General features: G+C 65.7%; 14 protein-coding genes. 6 read left to right on the top strand and 8 right to left on the bottom strand.

The window, feature by feature from the left end; genetic code table 11:
• From guaB to RYL44_RS08245, 3 genes are all read right to left on the bottom strand, one after another.
• Positions 1–1,325: IMP dehydrogenase (guaB, locus tag RYL44_RS08255; protein WP_314975675.1), on the bottom strand; the 1,325-nt coding region annotated here is incomplete at its 3' end.
• A 138-nt stretch (positions 1,326–1,463) separates the two neighbouring features.
• Positions 1,464–2,735: an AGE family epimerase/isomerase gene (locus tag RYL44_RS08250; RefSeq protein ID WP_314975674.1), complete on the bottom strand. Its 1,272-nt coding sequence runs from the start codon at positions 2,733–2,735 to the stop codon at positions 1,464–1,466.
• A 114-nt stretch (positions 2,736–2,849) separates the two neighbouring features.
• A complete protein-coding gene (locus tag RYL44_RS08245; protein WP_073982389.1) occupies positions 2,850–3,770 on the bottom strand; it encodes a MerR family transcriptional regulator in 921 nt (306 codons plus the stop codon).
• Between the two features lie 289 nt (positions 3,771–4,059).
• Between RYL44_RS08245 and RYL44_RS08240 the strand changes: the two genes are divergently transcribed.
• Together RYL44_RS08240 and RYL44_RS08235 are read left to right on the top strand one after the other, a co-directional pair.
• Positions 4,060–4,356: a WhiB family transcriptional regulator gene (locus RYL44_RS08240; protein WP_073982388.1), complete on the top strand. Its 297-nt coding sequence runs from the start codon at positions 4,060–4,062 to the stop codon at positions 4,354–4,356.
• Positions 4,357–4,457: 101 nt separating this feature from the next.
• Positions 4,458–5,279, top strand: a complete 822-nt coding sequence (locus tag RYL44_RS08235; protein ID WP_314975673.1) for a DsbA family protein — start codon at positions 4,458–4,460, stop codon at positions 5,277–5,279.
• A gap of 92 nt (positions 5,280–5,371) precedes the next feature.
• Here the strand turns inward: RYL44_RS08235 and groES are convergent, their stop codons facing one another.
• On the bottom strand, positions 5,372–5,668 hold the full coding sequence (groES, locus tag RYL44_RS08230) for a co-chaperone GroES (RefSeq protein ID WP_073982386.1): 297 nt from the start codon (positions 5,666–5,668) through the stop codon (positions 5,372–5,374).
• Between the two features lie 233 nt (positions 5,669–5,901).
• On the opposite strand from groES, the gene RYL44_RS08225 reads away from it, so the two are divergent.
• The 4 genes from RYL44_RS08225 (at position 5,902) to RYL44_RS08210 (ending at position 12,715) form a co-directional block, all read left to right on the top strand.
• The gene (locus RYL44_RS08225; protein ID WP_314975672.1) at positions 5,902–7,143 is read left to right on the top strand and encodes a THUMP-like domain-containing protein; all 1,242 of its coding nucleotides are present in this window, start codon (positions 5,902–5,904) and stop codon (positions 7,141–7,143) included.
• Positions 7,144–7,208: 65 nt separating this feature from the next.
• Entirely contained in the window at positions 7,209–8,378 is a 1,170-nt protein-coding gene (locus tag RYL44_RS08220) for a glutamate--cysteine ligase (RefSeq protein WP_314975671.1), read from the top strand.
• Between the two features lie 150 nt (positions 8,379–8,528).
• Entirely contained in the window at positions 8,529–11,147 is a 2,619-nt protein-coding gene (locus RYL44_RS08215) for a bifunctional lysylphosphatidylglycerol flippase/synthetase MprF (RefSeq protein WP_314975670.1), read from the top strand.
• A 2-nt stretch (positions 11,148–11,149) separates the two neighbouring features.
• Positions 11,150–12,715, top strand: coding sequence for an alpha/beta hydrolase (locus tag RYL44_RS08210; RefSeq protein ID WP_314975669.1), 1,566 nt, complete (start codon positions 11,150–11,152; stop codon positions 12,713–12,715).
• Positions 12,716–12,731: 16 nt separating this feature from the next.
• Here RYL44_RS08210 and tsaD read toward each other — a convergent pair whose 3' ends face one another.
• From tsaD to RYL44_RS08190, 4 genes are all read right to left on the bottom strand, one after another.
• Positions 12,732–13,787, bottom strand: a complete 1,056-nt coding sequence (tsaD, locus tag RYL44_RS08205) for a tRNA (adenosine(37)-N6)-threonylcarbamoyltransferase complex transferase subunit TsaD (RefSeq protein WP_314768049.1) — start codon at positions 13,785–13,787, stop codon at positions 12,732–12,734.
• Between the two features lie 51 nt (positions 13,788–13,838).
• On the bottom strand, positions 13,839–14,087 hold the full coding sequence (locus RYL44_RS08200) for a hypothetical protein (protein ID WP_276738354.1): 249 nt from the start codon (positions 14,085–14,087) through the stop codon (positions 13,839–13,841).
• Between the two features lie 252 nt (positions 14,088–14,339).
• Positions 14,340–15,083, bottom strand: coding sequence for a succinate dehydrogenase/fumarate reductase iron-sulfur subunit (locus RYL44_RS08195; protein WP_314975668.1), 744 nt, complete (start codon positions 15,081–15,083; stop codon positions 14,340–14,342).
• Positions 15,080–16,809 (bottom strand): fumarate reductase/succinate dehydrogenase flavoprotein subunit (locus tag RYL44_RS08190; RefSeq protein WP_314975667.1); only part of this gene is annotated, 1,730 nt, incomplete at its 5' end. The genes RYL44_RS08195 and RYL44_RS08190, both read right to left, overlap by 4 nt.

The raw sequence follows: 16,809 nt of genomic DNA, 5'->3' as shown, positions 1-16,809 counted from the left end.
CCGGTGTAGGGCACCTGGCCCTCGATGCCCTCGGGGACGATCTTGTCGTCGGAGGTGACGTCGGCCTGGAAGTAGCGGTCCTTGGAGTAGGACTTGCGCCCGCGCGAGCTCATCGCGCCGAGCGATCCCATGCCGCGGTAGCGCTTGAACTGCTTGCCGTTGGTGAACACGACTTCGCCGGGGGACTCCTCGCAGCCGGCCAGCAGGGAGCCGAGCATGACGGTGTCGGCGCCGGCGACGAGGGCCTTGCCGATGTCGCCCGAGTACTGCAGGCCGCCGTCGGCGATGAGCGGGACTCCGGCGGGGCCGCAGGCCTGGGCGGCCAGGTGGATGGCGGTGATCTGGGGGACGCCGACGCCGGCGACGACGCGGGTCGTGCAGATCGAGCCGGGGCCCACGCCGACCTTGACGGCGTCGACGCCCGCGTCGATGAGCGCCTGCGCGCCCTCGGTTGTGGCGACGTTGCCGCCGATGATGTCGATGCCCTCAAACGTCGGGTCAGCCTTGATGCGGCGGATCATGTCGAGGGCGAGTTGGGCGCCGCCGTTCGCGGTGTCGACGACGAGGACGTCCACGCCGGCCTCGGCCAGGGCGGTGGCTCGCTCCCAGGTGTCGCCCCAGTAGCCGACGGCCGCGCCGACGATGAGGCGTCCGCGCGAGTCCTTCGTGGCATTGGGGTACTGCTCGGTCTTGACGAAGTCCTTGACGGTGATGAGGCCGGTCAGGTGGTCGTTCTCGTCGACGATGGGCAGCTTTTCGACGCGGTGTTCGGCCAGCAGGTGCTTGGCGTGTTCACGGGAGATGCCGACCTGGCCGACGACGAGGCGGTCACGCGGGGTCATGCAGTCGCGCACGCGCAGGGTGGCCCACTCGCCCTGGGGGACGAAGCGCAGGTCGCGGTTCGTGATGATGCCCAGGAGGGTGCCGTCCTCGTTCACGACGGGCAGGCCGGAGACGCGGTAGTGGCCGCAGAGGCGGTCGAGTTCGTCGATGGTCGCATCGGGGCCGACGGTCACCGGGTCCTCGACCATGCCGGATTCGCTGCGTTTGACCTGGCGGACCTGCGCGGCCTGCTCCTCGATGGAGAGGTTGCGGTGCAGGACGCCGATGCCGCCCTGGCGGGCCATGGCGATGGCCATGCGGGCTTCTGTGACGGTGTCCATGGCGGCGGACAGGAGCGGCACGCGCAGGGAAATGTTTTTCGTGAGGCGACTGGACGTGTCAACGGATGAAGGAACGACGTCCGTGAGCTCGGGCAGGAGCAGGACGTCGTCGTAGGTGAGGCCGGTCAGGCCGAAAGGATCATGTGTTGCGAGTTCTCCCATGGGCCAATTGTAGGTGGTCGGCGGGCCTTTCGCGTCCCTTCGGGTGTTGCGCGGAGCGCCGTGCACGAGGCCGGGGCGCATATACGGGCCGAGGCGCGCGAGATACGCCATAGGTTCGAGGCCGGTGCAGCTCCCGGGTCAAGCGACGCTGCTGCGGTGGGCCGCTGCGGCGGCGCGGGCGGTTGCGCCCGTGACGGTGAGGTCGATCGGGGCTGCGCCGCGCGCGAGCATGCGGGCGGCGGTGAGGGCGTCGGGGCGCCCCTCCCACACGTGCATGGACACGGTGCCGTCGGGGGCGATTTCGTGGATCCAGCGTCCTGCCCCTGCGCGAGCGTGAGAGTCGGCCCAGGCGACGGCGCGCGCGTAGTCGACGGCAAGGTCGTCGGCGCGGTCAGGTTCGACCAGTTCGGCTAGGACGCGCGCGGCGCTGGCGGCTTCACATACGACCCAGTGCATGCGCTGGGGGGCGGCGACAACGCCTGTGGGGTCACGCGTGTAGATGATGCCGCCGATGCCTTGATCGGTCCAGCCGTCGGCGAGTGCGCGGTCGTAGAGTGCTGTTGCCGTGTCGAGCATCCAGAGGCCCGGGGTCTCTCCCATGCGGGTGAGAATCGCGTGAGTCTGACCGATGAGACGCGCGGCTTTAAAGCCGAGGCCTGGCAGGGTGTCGCCGGGCCGGATGAGTTCGAGGGGAGGCTGCTCACAGGAGGGTGGCAGGGGCCGCCACTCCTCGTCGTAGAGGTCGGGTAGGACGAAGCCGCAGCGCGCAGCGACTTCCCCGACGAGGCGAACGATGGAGCGTGCGCGATCGAACCAGACGCGTTGTCCCGTGGCCTCCCACGCAGCCAGGTAGGCCTGGGCGGTGTCGAGGTTGGTGGACAGGCGCCGCAGGGGCGAGCACTTACCGCTGGCCGCTTCGATGTCTTCGCGTACGGCGCCGTAGGAGGGATCCCACCAGCGCGCATCCTGGTCACGGTCGAGGTCATCCAGGAGAGTGCGCGCGTCCTCGTGGCCTGCCAGGATGGCGGCGGCGGCTGCGCCGATCATCGCGGATTGGGCGCGCTGGGAGAGGATTGCGCGGGGCACGGGGGTGGCGCTGGTCTCGGAGGTGGGGACGACCTCGGCGTACCAGGAGCCGTTCGCAGCGCGCAGCGGGCCTGTCAGGGCGGCGAGTCCATGGGAGACCAGGTGGGAGGCCCCTTCAATGCCGCGCATCTGGGCGAGCGCAAAGACGTGGGTCATGCGGGCGCTGATGCGCGCGTCCAGGGGGCGTCCGAGGTCCGCCTGGCCGTCGGCGCGCAGGTAGGCAAAACCGACCCGCGCCTTCGACCGGGACGCGAAGGAAACGAGCGCGTCAAAATCGGCGTCGAATGCGCGGCGTAGATCCTCATTGTTCCAGGGGGCGTTCATGACTGTTCTCCTGCCGGTGCGTACTCTCACGGTATCACCTGACCAGGACTCTTGGCGTGAGCGGGCGACCCGAGGGGGCTGACTGTCTCGGCTAGGGTGCAGGGGCCTGGCAGGTTAGGACCGACCGATGAGCTGCAGGTCGGCCTGGGGCGCCAGGAGTGCCAGGGCTTCCTCGACGCAGGCGCTGACCGTTCGTACCCGCTGCACCTGGGTGGCCAGGATGTCAGGGGTGTCGGCGCCCACGATGATCGTGGGGCCGCCGTAGCGGGCAATCAGGTCTTGGACGGTGTTCGCGCAGGAGGGGCCGGACCCGAGGACAACGGTCAGGGCTGGTACTCCGGCGCGCACGTATTCGCGGAAGCGGTCGATAGCACGCACTCCCCCATACTGTTCACTGGTGAGCAGGCGCGCGTCGCATCCGTACCACGCTAGGGCGACGCCGATGACTTGGGCGGGGGTCTCGTGGAGGAGGTCGGTGAGGATGGCGACGCGGTCTCCGCCGACGAGTGAACGGGTCGGTCGTGAGAGGTAGACGGTTCGGCACAGGCGTTGGAAGGCGTTGACCAGCATGAGGGCCGGTGGGCATCCGACGGGTTCGCCGGCTGGGGCACAGCGCAGGGATTTGAGGGTGGGTTCGACGAAACGTGACCATGTATGGACGAGGCCGTGGCTGGCGACGGCGGCTTCGAGGACTTCCTCGAGGCGAGGGAGGTCGTCGGCGAGGATGACTGAGCGCAGCTGAGCGGCGTTGGCGGGGCCCGTACTCGGGTGCACGCTCACGTCCGCGAGGGCGCGCTTGGCGGCTTCGCCCGCGGGTAGGCCCGCGTGAAGGTGGTTGACCATGGCGCGCAGACGTTCGACGTCTTCTGGTTGGTAGCGGCGTCGCGATCCGGCTTCGCGTCTTTCGGGGCCGAGGCCGTAGCGGCGTTCCCAGGTGCGCAGCGTGGAGGCGGAGACGCCGAGTTCGTCAGCGACGGCGGACACGGTGCGTGAGCGGTCGGCGCGGCCAGCGTGGGTCAGGATCGCTCGCGGCATGGTCCCTCCCGAGTATTGTCTCCGTGTTTCTTTCAGATTCTTGCTTGTTAGGCGCGCGAGCGCCACAGGAAGAGGAATAGCTGGTAGCCCATAGTTGTTCATCAAGTTGTTCACGCGTCGTTCGCAGCGTCCACCGCATTCTTTTCGACATTTGTACAGACCAGGCCCCGCGCTATGAGAACTGTCTCATACTTCTGACAAGGGTCTTGAATAACTACCGCATAAGTGCTTATTCTTGCGGACATCGTGTGCCGAAAATGTCGGCACGACAGACATGAAGGAGGCACCCATGACTGACGTCTCCCGTCTGCCCGGACCCATGATCGACGCTTGGGAATGGCAGTACGAAGCGGCGTGCCGAGACCTGGACACCGAACTGTTCTTCCACCCCGAGGGGGAGCGCGGCTCGACGCGTCGGCGTCGCGCGGCAAACGCCAAGGCGATCTGCTCAACCTGCCCGGTCATCGAACAGTGCCGGTCCTACGCACTGGCTGCCCAGGAACCCTACGGCATCTGGGGCGGAATGACCGAGGAAGAACGACGCGAAGAAATCCGCTCCTCCGGACGCGGGCGTCGCGTTTCCTAACGCGCAACCGAACTGCAGGTGCGGCATCGCCACCGCGATGCCGCACCATTTTAATGCCCAGGCTCTGCCGGCACCACAACTAACGTTCCACAGGAGGACGCATGACCACCAACGACGCCAAGGCCTCGTCCACGAGTAAGAAGAAGACGGACACCGACCGGTTCCAGCCCAACGTCTATAAGACCCTGTTCTTGGTCACCGCGCCCGTCACCGCCATGCTCGCAGGAGCCTGCGTGTGGATGGGCGTCCAGCTGTCCTCCACATCACCGGCAAGTCAGGCAACCCCCGCCGCCACCGCCTCATCCCAGCTGCCCGCGGCCGAGCAGAGCGCTGAACCGAGCCAAACAAACCCGAACAACCTGTCAATTATGAGTTCGTTCATGCGACACGACGCTGGCGATCAGCAGGCGAAAGGCGACATTAACGCGCCCGTCACGATGGTCGTCTTCTCCGACTTCGCGTGCCCCTACTGCACGAAGTTCGCCCAGCAGGTCGACCCCGCGCTGGCCGACCTGGTGGAGGACGGCACCCTTCGCATCGAGTGGTATGACCTGGCGCAGATCACCGAAACGTCTCCACTGGCCGCCCAGGCGGGAATCGCCGCGGCAGAGCAGGGCAAGTTCTGGGAATTCCACGATGCCGTGTACGCGGCTGCCGACCCGAGCGGGCACCCCCAGTACTCTGAGCAGTCCCTCGTGGACTTCGCAGCGACAGCCGGCGTGCCTGACCTGGACAAGTTCCGCGCGACCATGCTCGACCCGATGACCGTCACCAAGGTAGCCTCCGCCAAAGACCAAGCCCATCAGGCCGGTATCACCGGAACGCCCACGCTCTTCATTAACAAGGCCTACATCCCCGGCTTCCGCGACGCATCCTACGTGCGTAACACCGTGCTGGCCCAGGCCGCCGAGGCCGTCTCCTAACGCAACGCAGCGCCCAGCATTGGGCATACAACGGGGGCGGCCCGGAAGAAAATCTTCCGGGCCGCCCCACAAGTGGTTGGCCGCTGAGGCGATCAGCGCTCCACGATTGCCAGGACGTCGCGCGAGGACAGGATCTGGTATTCCTGGCCTTCGTACTTGACCTCGGTGCCGCCGTAGCGCGAGTAGATGACAACGTCGCCGACCTTAACGTCGACGGGGATACGGTTGCCATTGTCATCGACGCGGCCAGGACCCACGGCGATAACTTCGCCTTCCTGTGGCTTCTCCTTGGCTGTATCCGGAATAACCAGGCCGGAGGCAGTGGTCTGTTCGGCCTCAACCTGACGGATGACGATGCGGTCCTCGAGGGGCTTGATGGAGATCGACATTGTCGTTCCCTTTCTCTTTGTCACGAAGGTGCTCGTCCTTTCCCTGCCGTCGCGGGGGTCAGGTGCAGGACCGGGGCGCGGGGCGATCCCGCGTTTCCTCCATGAGTGTAGTTGCGCTCCTGGCACTCGAGCAACCTGAGTGCCAAGCAGTTCACCCTGGGCGATTCGCCCACACTGCTCACCTCGCAGCGTCGGGCACGCACGCGCCCGTGCAGAGATGGGACAATAGGGCGGTGAGCACCCTGACCTCGATCCTCTCCTCTCCCGGCTGGGAGCTGCTGGCCTCCCTGCAGGCCCGCCAGGAGAACAACCCGATCCCCTTGACCGAGCTGGGCGGCGCTCTGCGTGCCCGCGGCATCGGAGCGGAACTAACGGCAGCCATTCTCACCCAGCTGGCCCTGCGCCATGCGGCGCGCACAAAGTTCGGTCCGGTTGCCTCCCACATGGTCTTCACGCGAGACGGGCTGGAGCAGGCCACTCGCCTGGTAGTGGCAGTGCGTCACGCGCAGCGTTTCCGCGACTGTGGTGCGACGCGGGTGGGCGACCTGGGCTGCGGGATCGGGGCGGACGCCCTGGCAATGGCGGGGCTGGGTCTCGACGTGCTGGCCGTCGACATCGACCCGGATGCCGCCGGAGCGGTGGCCGCAAATCTGCGGGACTTCGAGGGCGCTCAGGTGCGCTTGGGGGACGTCATGGACCTGGACATCGCCGAGTTGGCCGCTGAGGGCGTTGATGCGCTCTTTGCGGATCCCGCCCGGCGCACCGGGGCCTCGCGAGGCTCCGCTCGGATCACGAACCCGCAGGCCTGGTCCCCTCCCCTGTCCACGGTTCTCAGTTGGGCTCGCACCATCGATCGAGTAGGGGTCAAGGTGGCGCCGGGCATCGCGTATGACTTCATTCCGGCGCACTGGCATGCTCAGTGGGTGAGCGTGGATGGAAAGCTCGTCGAGGCTTCCCTGTGGTCCCCTGCCCTCGCGCCGGAAGGCGCCGGCCGCTCGTGTTTGCTCCTGAACGAGGCCGGGGTGGCCCACCGCCTCGTTTGTCCTGAACCAATGGCGGCAAATGAACCCGCCGAACGCGTGGAGGTCGCTCCCCTGGGTCGAATCATCGCAGAGCCAGACCCAGCGGTGATCCGTTCAGGTCTCCTGGCGCGCCTGGCGCACCAAGCCGGAGCGGGCATCGTCTCCGACAAGATCGCATACCTGACAGGCGACAACATGCCTGACAGTCCCTTCTACGATCGCTTCGAAGTCCTCGAAGTGACAAACCTGCGCTCCAAGGCGATCGCCGCAGCTCTCAGATCGCGAGACGCCCGCAGCGTCGAAATTAAGAAGCGAGGAGCGGACATCAATCCCGACGAGTTGCGCAAAGCCCTCAAGCTGACAGGCGCAAACCCCGAATTGACAGTTATCGCGACGCGCGTGGGGGGACGCCACCGGGCGATCATCTGTCGGCGGTTGCCCGCAAACCTGTAAGGAAGCTCTCGAGTGGCACCGGGGAACTCCCTGACACAATGGAGGCAATCAGCGAAAGGATCATCATGACCCTGCCCTTCGGTTCCTCCCAGCGTTCAACGATCGGTATCGAGTGGGAACTCCAACTGGTCGATCGCGACTCACACGACCTGCGTCAGAGCGCGGACGCGATCATCGACCGCGCCACGATCGACGGAAAGCTGTACCCTGGCATCCACCGCGAGATGCTCCTCAACACGATCGAGGTCGTCTCACAGCCTCGCGCGACCGTCGCCGAGTGCATCGGCGACCTCACTGGCTGCATCGACTTCCTGCACCCCTTGGCCTCGGACCTGAGAATCGACCTGGCAACAGCCGGAACGCATCCCTTCGCGCGCCCCGGCCGCCAGCGCGTCACCGACTCCCAGCGCTACGCCCAGCTCGTCGAGCGCACCGCCTACTGGGGCCACCAAATGCTCCTGTACGGGGTCCACGTCCACGTCGGCATCGAGGACCGTGCGAAGATCCTGCCGATTCAGGCGGCGCTAACCGCCCATCTCGGCCACCTCCAGGCCATCTCCGCGTCCTCCCCTTTCTGGGCAGGCGAGGACACCGGATACGCTTCCAACCGCGCGATGGTCTTCCAGCAGCTGCCCACCGCCGGCATTCCCCGCCAGTTCGACACGTGGGAGGATTTGGAGTCCTACACGGACGACATGATCCGTACGGGCGTCATCGAGGGCTTCGACGAAGTCCGCTGGGACATTCGCCCCTCGCCCACGTTCGGCACGATCGAGAACCGCGTGTACGACGCGGCGACGAACACAACCGAGGTCGGTGTCTTCGCGGCCCTCACCCACGTCCTCGTCGAGCACTTCTCGCGCCTGTACGACGCAGGCGAGCCGCTGCCTTTCCTGCCGGACTGGTTCGTCGCTGAAAACAAGTGGCGCTCTGCCCGCTACGGCATGGACGCGACTCTCATCGTCTCACGCGACGGCGCAACCGAGAGCGCCCGCGACGGCATTGCGCGCCTGCGCGAAGAGTTAGCACCCATCGCTGCCGACCTGGGATGCGCGCGCGAATTCGCCGGCCTTGACACGATCCTGGCGATCGGAGCCGCCTACGAGCGCCAGCGCGCGGTCGCGGCGGCCGCCCGACCCGGCCAGGGCCTCGACGCTGTCGTGGATCTCATGCGCGCCGAAATGAGCGCGGGACGTCCTCTTGCCCTCGCGGAGTTTGCCACCCTGGGCGCTTGAGTTTGTCCTTCCTGCCCTCGCGCCGAGCTGCAGGAAGAAGCCTGGGTCTCGACCGATCAGATGCCTTCCCAGCGCACGTTCAGTACGCATCCAGCATACGGGTTTATCCTATGCTTCGGAAGCATCACAACGGTTTGAGAGGAACCCGCCGTGGCTGAGGATGAAACTGACTCGCCCGAACCCCGCACATCTGCCCTTCGAAGCATCACCGCCCCACTGGCCGCGACGGCACGAACTCTGAGGCTCCTCGTCTCCTCGCTAGCGCGGCTCACCGCCCGCTGGCTCTCCCACGCCCCGGCTACGGCCGCCGTGACGATCGCCCTCACCGTAGTCTCAGCCACCTACTTCGTCTGGCGCGACCAATTCGCCACCCTCGAGGCCAGCCCCTCCTCATCCCACTGGTGGTCAATCATCTCCTCCATCGGGGCGGTCCCCGGCCACTTCCTGGCCACCGCGGTGCTCGGCATCGTCACCATGATCGTTGCCGGAGGCGCGATCGAACGTCACCTCGGCACACGCGCGTGGGTGGCAGCGGCCCTGTCCGGACAGGTCGTCGGCGTGGCCGCCACGTGGGCGACCCTGCCCCTACTCAAGCGCGCCATCTCAGAATGGGGCCAGGCAATCGGTGAGGGAACCCTGTGGGGGACCAGCCTCATCCTGGTCGCTCTGGCGGGAGCTGCCGTGCAGTCCCTGGGTTCGCGCTGGCGGTGGAGGGCCCGCTTCCTCCTCATTGGCGTCCTCGTTCTCTCCTCCGCGATCCTCGGCTCGGCGATCTCCTACGCGCGCGTGTGGGCGCTCCTGGCCGGCATGGTCGCCGCGCGGGCGGCAGGAGTGCGCGGCACAGAATCCGACGCATCGGACGACATCACTACCGGCCGCCAATTCGTGTCGATTGCTGCCCTGTGCTGGGCGTGCGCGGCAGCCCTCACGGTCGTGTCCTCCGCGCCCGAGGGTCCCCTCGCGCAAATGCGTTGGTCGCTCGGGCCGGCTTGGTGGCTCGAGGGCCGTACGGGAGTCATCACGACGCTCCTGTGCCTGGCACCCATCACCTTGCAGCTTGTCTTCGCCTACGGACTGCGTAAGGGGCGGCGAGCCGCCTACATTGGCACTCTCATTCTCCAGGGCCTCCTCGGCATTTCGACGCTGACGTCAACCACCGTCGAACTCCTAGCGTGGAACGGACCGGACGATCCCCTGCGCCCCGAGGTGACGACGGCTGCTTCGCTTCTGCTCATGCCAGTCCTCCTCAATGTCGCGCTGTGCGCCGTCACCTGGTGGATGCGCCGATCCTTCACGATCCACGCCGCGCCATCCACGACCTCGACGCTGGCGCGCCGCTGGCTCATCCTCATGGCCGTGTGCGCGGCTACTGTCCTCGTGCTCGGGCTCCTCACAAGCGACTCGTTCATTCCTTTCTCCGCGTTGGCCTCGGGTGAAGACCTCTCGGAGGCGCCCAACGCCACGCCCCTGCAGGTGTTCCACGACTACGCCCTCGCGCTCCTGCCCACGGCGACAGCTTCGATCTTCGAGCCTTCGCTCGTGCCCATGACTCTCTTGGCTGAGGCTCCCGTCCTGTGGATGCCCCTCGTCGCGTGGGCGGGAACCCTCGCCCTCGTGCTGCGCGCACTCCTCGCTCTGCCTCGCGTCCCCGCGTCCTCTCCGCTCGGCGATCTCATGCCGCTCCTGCGCGCACACGGAGGTGGAACGCTCGGTTGGATGAACACCTGGGAGGGCAACCAGGTGTGGGTGTCCCCCTTCGACGAGGCCGGGGTTGCCTACCGGGGTGCCGGGGGCGTCGCGCTCACCGTCACCGACCTCGCCTACGAGGAGGGCAAAGCCTCCCTGGCGATCGCCGAGTTTTCTTCCTTCTCCGCCTCCGCGGGCCTCACGCCGGCGCTCTATTCCATCCACGCGGACTTGGCCGACGCTGCCCGCGCGCAGGGCTGGACAATCATGCAGGTCGCTGAGGAGTCACTCCTGGATCTGCCTGGCCTTGCTTTCAAGGGAAAGGCCTACCAGGATGTGCGCACCGCTATGAACCACGCTAACCGTGAGGGTGTTGAGGCCCGCTGGACCACCTGGGACGAATGTCCGCAGGGGTGGAAGGACCAGATCACCGTTATCTCGCAAGCGTGGAGTTCCGACAAGGCCCTGCCCGAAATGGGTTTCACGCTCGGCGGCGTGCGCGAACTCGCCGTCCCCGAAACCCGTATCCTCGTCGCGATCGACGCTGATTCTACGATCCACGCAGTCACCTCATGGCTGCCCGTCTATCGCGGCGGGAAGATCATCGGACTCACGCTCGACGTTATGCGCCGCCGCACAACCGGCTGGCGCCCCGCCATCGAGTTCCTCATCGGTAAGGCGGCCCTGTCCGCCCAGGAGGAAGGCCTAGAGTTCTTGTCTCTGTCCGGCGCACCCCTGAGGCGCTCCGCGGACGACACGTCCGTTTTCGGCCCCCTCACCGACGCTTTAGCGGCGATCATGGAGCCGCTCTACGGGTTCACGTCCCTGCACGCCTTCAAGCGCAAGTTCAAGCCGCGCACGCAACCCCTGTACCTGGCAGTCCCCGAACCCACCGCGCTGGCCACCGTCGGACTAGCAATCTCGCACGCCTACGTTCCCTCGGTCTCCCCCGCCCAAACCCTCACCCTGTTAGCTTCCGTGACCGGTGGTCTCGCCAAGCTCGCCGCGAAGGGCGTCGGTGACCTGCGCTCGGCCCGCGCCACGCAGCGCCCCGCCGCATCCGCCACCTCCTCGAAGGAATGACCATGTCCCTTCTCGCTTCGCTTTCTTTAACCTCGCTGCACACCCTCAAAGTCGTCGCCGCGCTCGCCGTCTTCTCTCTCCTCGTCGGAGCTTTCCTGTTGCCGCGCTGGGCACCCCGACGTTTTCCTCGAACCGCGAGGCACCGGCTGGGTCGCGCAGCCCTCATCCTCGTGCCTATGCTCCTCGTCACCTCCAGCGGCGCACTTGTTCTCAATCGTTCCCTCGGTCTCGTTAAGACCAGCGGCGATCTCGGAGAACTCATCGCGTCAACAATCGTGGGCGAGGACGCACAGTCCGGGGGTGAAGCAACCATCGCCAACCAGCCGATCGACCCGGCCTCCCTCGACGCAACATTCACGCGGACCGACGACGGGATGCTCACTACCACGTGGACAGGTCCGATCAGCGGTATCACGCTGCCCGTCTTCGTCATTGCCCCCCGCGACTACTCCCCCACAGACGGCAAAACCTACGCAGTCATTGAACTACTCCACGGATACCCGGGCGAAGCCGACGGCACCACCCAGGGCGCTCACGTCCAGGAAGCTCTGGACAACGCTATCGACGCCGGGATTATCCCGCCAACCATCATCGTCGTGCCTTCCCTAAGCGTCGACGAGGAAGCGCACGACTGCGCGGACATCGAAGGACGCCCCGCCGTCTACACGTGGGCGGCACGCGAGATACCGGCGTTCATCCGTCACAACTTCCCCGGCGCCTCCGACAAGCGCGACGCGTGGATGCTCGGCGGTTTCTCTGCCGGAGCGTACTGTGCGGTGTGGACCGCCATGCGCACGCCGCAGACCTTCGGATCGGCCGCCTCACTGTCGGGCTACGACACCCAAATTGAGGGACAGATGACCAACCAGGGCGACCAGTACCTGGCAGACAACACGCTATCCACCATGCTGGCCAAACGAGTCCCCGACGGGTTACGCATCTACGCGATGGCGGCCGCTGATGACGGGGCGGGTGGAGCACCCGCGGCTATCAAGATGGCCGAGGCCGTTAAGGCGCCCGATACTGTCACAACGGACGTGCCTCCCACCGGCGGACACGCCGGGCCACTATGGCGTGAGCACATCCCAACGATGCTGGCCTGGTGGGGGTCTTCCGATCGGGTCGCCACCGCAGTGGGGGCGGCACCAACCGCGCAGATCGCCCAGGCCTCCGATGCCTACGCGTCCATCGTGCCGGCCACGACCGTGACGCGTTCGGAGCGGCCCACCGCCCCGAACGGAGTGTTGGCTCTCATTGTGTTGATCCTGGCGACCGCCGCGTTCGTGACAGCGACCTGGCGCTTCGCAGGGACGTGGCGTACCTTCCTGGTGGGAGACACCGACCAGGTCGCCGCCCGTTCCCGGTTCTTTCGGCTACCCATGCCGCGGATCATCGCTTCGCTCCCCCGCCCGATCGCGGCATGCGTCACCTACCTGGCGCGTCTCGGCTGCCTCAGTGCTGCGGCGCTCGCCGGCGCCGCACTCATCGGCGTGTGCGCGAACATGGCAGGTGGCTTCTACACCTCGTGGGGTTCGGTCGCCGAATCCATCATGGAGGGGCTGCGCTGAGCACAACCCCACACGTTCAGGCGCGTGGGGGAACGTAGGTCGTCGTGAGTTCCATGCCGGAATCCGGCGAGAAATCCCAGTCCGACGGAGGCAGACCCGCAGCCACCAGCTCCGAACCGATAGCCGCGATCTGGGCGCCGTTATCCGTGCAGAAACGCAGCGGAGGCATACGCACCTGGACGCCGACGGCCTGCGCTCGCTGCGTAAGCAACGCACGCAGGCGGGAATTTGCGGAGAATCCGCCGCCCACGACGATCGTGTTGCAACCCGTGTCTAACGCCGCGCGAACAGCCTTGGCCGTCAAGGAGTCATTGACTGCCTCGGAAAACGCGGCACACACGTCCTCGCTGCGAAGCTGCTCGCCGGAATCCCGCGTCCCTTCGATGTAGCGGGCGACCGCGGTCTTCAGGCCCGAGAACGAGAAGTCGTACTTGTGGCGTTCCTTGTCCTTACCCGCGGCCAGGCCACGCGGGAAGCGAATCGCCTCACGATCGCCCTCTTGCGACAGGCGATCCACGTGCGGGCCACCCGGGTAGGGCAAGCCGAGAAGACGACCGACCTTGTCGAAAGCTTCGCCAGCGGCATCGTCCAGCGTGCCGCCCAACTCGACGACATCCGTCGCAATGTTTCGAACCTCCAGAATGTTCGAGTGCCCGCCCGAAACAACTAAACCAATGAAATGATCCGGCAGCGGCCCCTCCGCGAGCTTGTCGACCGCGAGGTGACCGATGACATGGTTGACGCCATACAGCGGCTTGCCCAGGGAAGAGGCCAGGGCCTTGGCCGCACAAATACCAACCGTCAACGACCCGACCAGGCCGGGTCCAGCGGCGACCGCGACCGCGTCCACGTCCGCGAGAGTCACCCCGGCCTCGTCAAAAGCCGCGTCAAGGGTCGGCAGAAAAGACTCCAGGTGCGCGCGCGACGCGATCTCCGGAATAATGCCACCGTAGCGGGCATACTCATCCATCGATGTGGCCGTGCGGTCGACCAGCAACTTTGTGCCACGCACCAAGCCGACACCAGTTTCGTCGCACGTTGACTCAATACCTAGGACCAGGGGTTCACTCACGTCCTCTAGTGTAAGTCGGTGCGCGCGCCGTCGCCGTACGCCGTTGATCGGCTATTCGTCGTTGTCTTTACCAGACCGCGCGTTCGCGATGAACATCGCGACCCCAGCGACGGCGAACACCAGCAGCGACCACGGGAAAAGCGAATCGGCGACGGGTTTGACCTGGGGGGAGCCGAAAACGACACCCACGAGCAACAGGATTGACAGGAGAGCGAAAACGATCATCGCGCCAATCCCGATAGTTGCGCTGACCCAGTAACGACGCGTATGCGTGTTCGGACCGGTCTCATCAAATTGCATGGCGGAACTCCTCTCTGAGCCGATGACGTCTCACCATGATACGCCCCAAATCGCACTCGCAAGCGTCTTTCGCCAGCCACAGCACCCTCGACCAACCCCTGACGGGTCATGAGGGGCGAGGAACAAGACGAAGACGCAAGGACGCACCCACGTGCAAAGAACCCGATAGCCCTGACATCGAAACATGGGAGGCTGCGGTGCTCAAAGGCCCGGCGCACCGAGGTGCGCCGGGCCCGTAGCCACTCCGGTAGGTCAGATGCCTTTGAAGGCAGCCTTGCCGAGCTGGCGGTTGAGGTTTGCGATCACGTCGAGCGGGATCTGCTTGGGGCAGACCGCCGCGCACTCACCGATGTTGGAGCAGGAGCCGAAGCCCTCCTCGTCCATCTGGTTGAGCATGTTGACCACGCGCTTGTAGTTCTCGGGCTTGCCCTGCGGGAGCAGGCCGAGGTGCGTGACCTTCGCGGAGGTGAAGAGCATCGCGGAGGCGTTCGGGCAGGCAGCGACGCACGCGCCGCAGCCGATGCATGCGGCAGCTTCGAACGCGCGATCCGCATCCTGCTTCGGGACGGGGGTCGCGTGGGCGTCCGGGGCTGCACCCGTGTTGACGGAAATGTAGCCGCCAGCCTGAATGATGCGATCCAGGGCGGAGCGGTTGACCACCAGGTCCTTGATGACCGGGAAGCCCGACGCGCGCCACGGTTCAATCGTGATGACGTCGCCGTCCTTAAAGGAACGCATGTGCAGCTGGCAGGTCGTGGTGACCTCCGGGCCGTGAGCGATACCGTTGATAACGATGCCACACTGACCGCAAATGCCCTCGCGGCAGTCGGAATCGAAGGCGATAGGTTCCTCGCCTCGTGCGAAGAGCTCTTCGTTCAAGACGTCGAGCATCTCCAGGAACGAGGACTCTTCCGAGATTCCCTTCACCTGGTATTCATGAATTGCGCCCTTGTCTGTCGGACCGTTTTGGCGCCAAATCCTCAGTGTCAGGTTCACTTGTAGCTCCGCTGCTTCAGCTCGATGTCGTTGTAAATCAGGTCTTCCTTGTGGAGGATCGGGGGCTGGCCGTCGCCGGCAAACTCCCAGGCCGCCACGTACAGGAACTTGTCGTCGTGACGCAGGGCCTCGCCCTCGGGAGTCTGGGACTCCGCGCGGAAGTGGCCACCGCACGACTCTTCACGGTGCAGGGCGTCAATGCACATGAGTTCGCCCAGCTCCATGAAGTCGGCAACGCGACCGGCCTTCTCGAGGGACTGGTTGAGTTCACCGATCGACTTGCCGGGGACGCGAACGTTCTTCCAGTAGTCGGCGCGCAGCTCGCGGATCAGACCGATGGCTTTCTTCAAGCCGGCTTCGGTGCGCTCCATGCCGCAGTACTCCCACATGATCTTGCCCAGTTCCTTGTGGAAGGAGTCCACGGAACGGGTGCCGTTCACCGACATGAGGGTGTCGATGCGCTTTTGCGCCGACTCGAGTGCTTCCTTGACGGAGGGCGAGTTCTTGTCGAGCTTGGGCAGGTGGAAGCAGTGCGCCAGGTAATCGTTGATTGTGTTGGGCAGGACGAAGTATCCGTCCGACAGGCCCTGCATGAGCGCGGAGGCTCCCAGGCGGTTCGCTCCGTGGTCGGAGAAGTTAGCCTCGCCGGCCACGTACAGGCCGGGCAGGTTCGACTCGAGGTCGTAGTCGACCCACAGGCCACCCATCGTGTAGTGCACGGCAGGGTAGATGCGCATGGGCACCTCGTAGGGGTTGTCGCCCGTGATGCGCTCGTACATGTCAAAAAGGTTGCCGTACTTGGCGGAGACGGCGGCCTTACCCATGCGCTGGATGGCTTCGGAGAAGTCGAGGTAGACGCCGCGAGCGACACCGTCGATCTTCGGGCCGACGCCGCGGCCTTCGTCGCACATGTTCTTGGCCTGGCGGCTCGCGATGTCGCGGGGCACGAGGTTACCGAAGGAGGGGTAGATGCGCTCCAGGTAGTAGTCGCGATCCTCTTCGGGAATCTGACGTGGATCCTTCTCGCAGTCTTCAGCGCGCTTGGGAACCCAGATGCGACCGTCGTTACGCAGCGATTCCGACATCAGAGTCAGCTTCGACTGTTGGTCTCCGTGCTGGGGGATGCAGGTCGGGTGGATCTGCGTGAAGCAGGGGTTGCCGAAGTATGCGCCTTTACGGTAGGCACGCCAGATGGCGGTCGCGTTGCAGCCCATCGCGTTGGTGGACAGGAAGAACACGTTGCCGTAGCCGCCGGTGGCCAGGACGACCGCGTCGGCGATGAAGGTCTCCAGCTTGCCGGTGGACATGTCGCGGGCGATGATGCCACGCGCCTTACCTTCGTCGACGATGAGTTCGACCATCTCGTGGCGTGAGTGCTCGGTGACGGTGCCGGCCGCGACCTGGCGTTCGAGCGCCTGGTATGCGCCGATCAGCAGCTGCTGACCGGTCTGGCCGCGCGCGTAGAAGGTACGGGAGACCTGGACGCCACCGAAGGAACGGTTGTCGAGCAGGCCGCCATACTCGCGGGCGAAAGGAACACCCTGGGCGACGCACTGGTCGATGATGTTCGCGCTCACCTCAGCGAGCCGGTAGACGTTGTCTTCGCGGGCACGGTAGTCGCCGCCCTTGACTGTGTCGTAGAACAGACGGTAGACGGAATCGTTGTCGTTACGGTAGTTCTTCGCGGCGTTGATACCACCCTGCGCGGCAATGGAGTGCGCGCGGC

The sequence above is a fragment of the Actinomyces bouchesdurhonensis genome (genome assembly GCF_963540955.1).
Lineage (GTDB): Bacteria > Actinomycetota > Actinomycetes > Actinomycetales > Actinomycetaceae > Pauljensenia > Pauljensenia bouchesdurhonensis.
This window is presented reverse-complemented; position numbering and strand designations above follow the sequence as displayed.